The sequence below is a fragment of the Streptomyces sp. NPDC003038 genome (genome assembly GCF_040611115.1).
Taxonomy (GTDB): domain Bacteria; phylum Actinomycetota; class Actinomycetes; order Streptomycetales; family Streptomycetaceae; genus Streptomyces.
The window spans coordinates 1-5309 of sequence record NZ_JBEXNN010000078.1 but is presented as its reverse complement, the minus strand read 5'-3'; the positions used below and the strand labels follow the sequence as shown (position 1 = coordinate 5309).

Here is a 5309-nt window from a genome sequence, read left to right as displayed (position 1 = left end):
TCCCTGATCATCGGAGCTTCATTGCGTGCGGAACCGCCGAAGTGAAGGTTCGCCACATCCCTGTGACCTGCTGGTTCTCCGCACCGTCAGGACTACGAATCAGCCCTGCCATTGAGCCTGCTCGGGGCGATGACCGTTTCTTTACTAAAAATCAATGCGCCCCCTCGCCTCGTAAGTCATGATGAATGCTGCTTTTTCGAGAATACTGGTGGACCGTCGAGAGCCAAGCGCTTATACGAGAGCCAGGCACAGCAATGAGCTGTTTGCGCCCCACTGCGGAGGTGTCATGATGTCCTACTCCCGAAAATGTAACCCGCACTCTCCAGACAAACGCCAGCCAGTAGCCCGTGCACCCAAAGCCCTTGCTTACTGCCTAATCGTTCTATTTCTCGCTGCATCCGAAGTGGCCGGCACCACCGCCGCGGCCCAGGCGGCCTCACCGTATGGCAAAAAGGCTGTTGCGGTGGCTGCCTCCAAACATGGAGCCCCATACGCCCTCGGGGCCACTGGGCCGAACAGCTTCGACTGCTCGGGACTGACGCTCTACGCCTTCCGAAAGGTCGGCCATCGACTTCCGCGTACCGCGGACCAGCAGTACAAACAAACGCGCCGCATCCCGCCAGTTCGACGCGCACCGGGTGACCTGGTTTTCTTCCCCCAGGGCAACACCATGGGCCACGTCGGTATCTACGCCGGTCGCGAGAAGATCTGGCACGCGCCGCGTCCAGGCGGTCGCGTGCGGCTTGAGCGAATCTGGAGCAAAAACGTCAGGTATGGGCGTACCCCTTGAACAGGGCCTGTCTAGGTCTCGGGTAACCGTGGATGTGCCTATAGACGGGGGCTTCCCCTTGATCGTGGACACCGGTTGCTATGCGGTGGTGGTCAGCGTAGTTGATCGCTGTTCGTAAGCAATGGGGCTGGCCGAGGCGGGAATGTCGGCGGCGGGTGTTGTAGCGGGTCACCCATCGGAAGACGGCGAGGCGGGCCTCGCAGGCCCCGTTCCACCGTTTCTGTCCCTGGAGTGTCTCGCGTTTCATGGTCGCGTTCAGGCTCTCCGCGGTGGCGTTGTCCGCGCTCGTGCCCACCGGGCCGCGCGATCTGGTCACCCCGAGTTCCAAGCAGACCTGGGCGAACTCCTTCGGCACAGATTGGGCGCCGTTGTCGCTGTGGAATATCGCCCCGCGTAGTCCGTCGGTACCTCTGGCCGTGGCCGCGGCCTTGAGCGCGTCGGCGACCAGCGAGGTGCGCATGTGGTCGGCGATCGGCCAGCCCACCAGCCGCTTCGAGCACAGGTCCAGCAGCGTGGCCAGATAAAGGGGAACTGGCCGCCTCCGGCCGGGAGATACGTTAGTGAGTGTTTGAGATCTCTGGTCAGGTCGTTTGTGCGGCTGGACGATGGGGGTCGTGGCGTCTGGTGGATTGGTCCGGCGGTACTGCCGGGAGTGTGGTGTTCCGCTGCCGGCGACGAAGTCGCCAGCAGCGGTGTTCTGCTCGGGTAAGTGCAGGTCCAGGCGGTGGCGGCTGCTGGAGCACGCACGGCGGAGAGTGGCTGCGATGCAGCGTGGGGATCAGGTTGTCTGTCCGGTCTGTGGGCGGGGATGGACGGTGGGCGTGGAGCGTCGGCGGTCGGCGGTGTTCTGTTCGCCGCGGTGCCGCACGAGGGCCTGGCGGGGGAAGGCGTCGCCGGACGGCGTCACGGTGACGCCATAGCCGAACGCCTCACATATCCCGTTTGGCACGGGCGGATCTGGTGTTCCGCACGGGTAGCGAAGCCTGGGTTCCGGGCGCCTCGCGCGCCCCTGGTCTGCGCCTGCCGCCGCTGGTCATGGACGCTTCATTCTGGTCCTGGCCTGGGCTGGAATCCCGTGTCGGTCACCCTCTGGTGGCCGGTCCGGCCCGGGGCGAGGGGCGGTGGAAGTACATGTCAGAACGAGTCGGGAACGTCACCCGGTCGCGTTACGAGCAGATCGTCGCCGAGGCCCGCGAGCTGGTCGCGCAGGTCGCGCGGGCCCAGTTCGCCCTGGGTGACAAGGCGTTGGAGATCGAGCCGATGAGGCCGGTGGGCGGATCGATGCCCAACGGAACCGATGATCTGTTCACCGTCGAGGAATCGCTGGCCCTATTCGCGGACGACATCGGGGTGGCGGCTTCGACGGTGAAGGACTGGCGGTGGGTCGCCTCCCGCTGGCCGAAGGGCAAGCGCAAGGACGGCGTCGCGTTCAGCGTTCACCGCGTTCTGGCCTCGATCAGCGAGGAGGACGAACGGTGGGCCCAGATCGAGGACCCGCCGTTCAACCGGTCCGGGCAGAGGTGGTGGACCATCGATGGGGCGAAGCGCCTGGTCGGGCAGCGGGTCGACCGCCCGGTCAGCGTGGAGGAGAAGGTCCAGGCCGTCACCGACCTGACCCGGGACGACGAGGTAGCAGCGAAGGTGGCGGCCGAACTGCTGCGCAGGCCGGCGGCCGCGGCGCAGGTCGCTCCGGCCGACCGGGTCCGGGTGGTCCAGGAGCTGACCCGCGATGATGAGGTCGCCAAGTCGGTGACCACCGAGCTGTTGCGCAGGCCGGCGGTCGCTCGGGAGACGATGCGGGACGACACCGCCCGTTTCCTGGTCAACCGGGCCCAGTTCGACAACTCCAACGAGGTCCGCGGGCGGGTCCGCGAACGCACTCCTGCGGTCCGCCGGATCGAGCACACCATCGAGTACCTGGACCTGGTCGGTTCCTGCCACCAGTACGTGGCCACCCTGGGCCGGCTGGTTCCGCGCATGCGTGACCAGCAGTTCACCGAGGACGAGCGGGAGACCGTCCGCCGCGGGATCTCCAAGGTCAGGGCCGCGGCCGACTGGCTGGAGGCTGCCCTCGACTCCGGCCGGTTCACTCTGGACGAGCAGCTCGCCCAGCTCCTGAGGGGCGAGTGAGATGCTGCCCGCCCGCCGCCGGATACGCGGCGCGGCCACCCCGCTCAGCTCGCACTACGGTGACCTGGTCCGTGTTGCCCTGATGGAGGCCAGGCCGTCCGGCCTGCAGACCCGGCAGCTGGTCGCCGCTACGAGGCTCACTCCCTCGCAGGTCGCCCGCGGAGTCCGGCACCTGCGGGATGTCGGCGCGGCCGAACATCTCACGCCGATCATCTGGCGCCGCCGCGACGGCTACCTCTTCTCCGAAGAGCCGGCGGACTGGATCGAGTATGAGAAGCAGCAGTTCCGGCAGATCCTTGGCCGGCTCACCCGGATGATCACGGGGACTCTCGACCCGCACCTGGTCCGCTACCCCGATGACGAATGGGCCCAGCTTGCAGCCGCCCAGCTCACGGGCGTGAGGGCGACCCTCGCCCAGCTCGCGAAATAGCCCACGCTCTCCCGCCCCAGCCCGGGACCTGCCATGCCTCCGCCTCGCCGCCGCCGCTACCCCTCCGACACCACCAGCGCCGAGTGGGCGCTGATCGAACCGCTGCTGCCGGTCCCGGCCTGCAGGCTGAAGACCGGTGGTCGGCCGGAGAAATGGCCTCGCCGCGAGATCGTCGACGCGATCCGCTACGTCGTCGACAACGGGATCAAGTGGCGGGCCCTGCCCGCCGACTACCCACCCTGGCAGACCGTCTACTACCACTTCTGGCGCTGGAACCGGGCCGGAGCCGTCGGCTTCATCCGTGACCAGCTCCGACGGCAGATCCGCACCGGCCAGGGGCGATGCCCTTCGCCAGTCACCCTGATCATCGACTCACAGTCCGTCAAAGGCGCCGACACCGTCTCCAAGGCCACCCGCGGTTTCGACGCCGCGAAGAAGATCAACGGACGCAAGAGACACATCGCAGTCGACACCCTCGGCCTCCCCGTGATGATCACGGTGACACCCGCCGACATGACCGACCGCGACGCCGCCCGCGAACTCCTCTGGCGCCTGCGTGTCATGCAACCGCAGATCACCCAGGTCTGGGCCGACTCGGCCTATGCCGGCCAGCTCGTGAACTGGTCCGACGACTTCCTAAAGATGACGCTGAAGACGGATTCCCGGCCTCGGGGCGCGAAGGGATTCGTCGTCCTGCCCCGACGCTGGAAAGTCGAACGCACCCTCGGCTGGATCATGAAATCCCGCCGCAACGTCCGCGACTACGAACGGCTTCCGCAAAACTCGGAAGCCCATTTGACCTGGGCACTCATCACCCTCATGACCCGGCGCCTCACCCGCGGTGGCAAGTCCCGCACCGGACGCTGGGACAAGAAACCCCGACCGCCAGCCTGCCCATGACCCGTCCTCGAAGAGGAGCTCCCGTCACCAGCGCATCACTCTCGCCGCACCGTCACGAAAGCCGTTCGGGCCCCGCCTTCGGCGGGGCCCGAACCGCAAAACGCGAGGCAGCCGACCGACCACACGACAGCTCAAGCGTCTTCGACAGCACTCGTCACTCTGGTCGTCTCACGGACGAGCCGATAGGACACCGCAGGCGGCGCATGCACCCGGCACCACCCCAGTCGCGCCAAGGCCTCAGCCCGCTCGCCATAGGCCCCTGACACCGACCGCCACTGCCCGTCGACCCCGGCCTCGACCGACCAGACCACACGGCAGTCCACCTCGGTCCCCTCACAGACACCTTCATCCACGCTGCAAGGCTACGACCACCTCCCGGCAGCCGCCCACGATCTCAAACACTCACTTATGTCACCCACGTATTTGGTGTTCGGGTCTTAGAGCTCGTAACACGATCATGAGTCGGACTTGCTGAGGCGTCGCCAGCAGATGAGGCTGCAGGCGAGGGAGACGAAGGCATCGTGGAGCTCGGTGCGGCGTTCCCATCGGACGGCGAGTCGTTTGAACTGGTGGAGCAGGGCGAAGGTCTGCTGCGGGAGATGACGGGCAGGATCCGGCGTCTACGCAGTTCATCGCGGTTGGGGTTGGAGTCGTAGCCGTTGTCGCCGAGCAGGGCCTCGGGACGTCGGCGGGGCCGGCCGGGACGACCTGCCACCGGTGGGATGCCGTCGACCAGGGCGAGGGTCTGGGTGACGTCGTTGACGTTCGCCGCGGTCGTGATGACCTTGAGCGGGCGACCGCACGACCGGAGTTTCACAGACTGCCCGGCCCCGACCTGTGGTGGTGGCGCCACCCCCGCCTCCTCACCGGAGACCTCGGGCGTTCGCTTCGCTCGGCCGGTGCCATCGGCGCCCACCCGGACACGGCATGACCCTCAGCCTCGTGGGATTACGGGACAGCCCTTTAAAGCGTGTTGCAGAAGGTCGTGTGTGGGCAGGTCAGGACCGAGTTAAGGGCCGGTCTGGTCATGCGGCGAGGGCGAGGTTGTGCATGTGGGCG

5 protein-coding genes and 1 pseudogene are annotated in these 5309 nt (G+C 66.9%); 4 read left to right on the top strand and 2 right to left on the bottom strand.

The window, feature by feature from the left end; all coding sequences use genetic code 11:
• The first annotated feature begins 376 nt into the window (after positions 1 to 376).
• Positions 377 to 790 (top strand): NlpC/P60 family protein, encoded by a 414-nt coding sequence (locus ABZX75_RS33800; protein WP_355417925.1) that lies wholly within the window; start codon positions 377 to 379, stop codon positions 788 to 790.
• A gap of 78 nt (positions 791 to 868) precedes the next feature.
• On the opposite strand, the pseudogene ABZX75_RS33795 reads toward ABZX75_RS33800, so the two are convergent.
• Positions 869 to 1351, bottom strand: a pseudogene (locus tag ABZX75_RS33795) (DDE-type integrase/transposase/recombinase); the annotation flags it as partial.
• Between the two features lie 570 nt (positions 1352 to 1921).
• On the opposite strand from ABZX75_RS33795, the gene ABZX75_RS33790 reads away from it, so the two are divergent.
• The 3 genes from ABZX75_RS33790 to ABZX75_RS33780 are packed head-to-tail and all read left to right on the top strand — an operon-like array spanning position 1922 to position 4250.
• Positions 1922 to 2920, top strand: coding sequence for a DUF6192 family protein (locus ABZX75_RS33790; RefSeq protein WP_355417920.1), 999 nt, complete (start codon positions 1922 to 1924; stop codon positions 2918 to 2920).
• A 1-nt stretch (position 2921) separates the two neighbouring features.
• The gene (locus ABZX75_RS33785) at positions 2922 to 3350 is read left to right on the top strand and encodes a hypothetical protein (protein WP_355417917.1); all 429 of its coding nucleotides are present in this window, start codon (positions 2922 to 2924) and stop codon (positions 3348 to 3350) included.
• Between the two features lie 33 nt (positions 3351 to 3383).
• Positions 3384 to 4250, top strand: a complete 867-nt coding sequence (locus tag ABZX75_RS33780) for an IS5 family transposase (RefSeq protein ID WP_355417914.1) — start codon at positions 3384 to 3386, stop codon at positions 4248 to 4250.
• 406 nt (positions 4251 to 4656) lie between these two features.
• On the opposite strand, the gene ABZX75_RS33775 is transcribed toward ABZX75_RS33780, so the two are convergent.
• Positions 4657 to 5067: a transposase gene (locus ABZX75_RS33775; RefSeq protein ID WP_355417923.1), complete on the bottom strand. Its 411-nt coding sequence runs from the start codon at positions 5065 to 5067 to the stop codon at positions 4657 to 4659.
• Between the last annotated feature and the right edge of the window lie 242 nt (positions 5068 to 5309).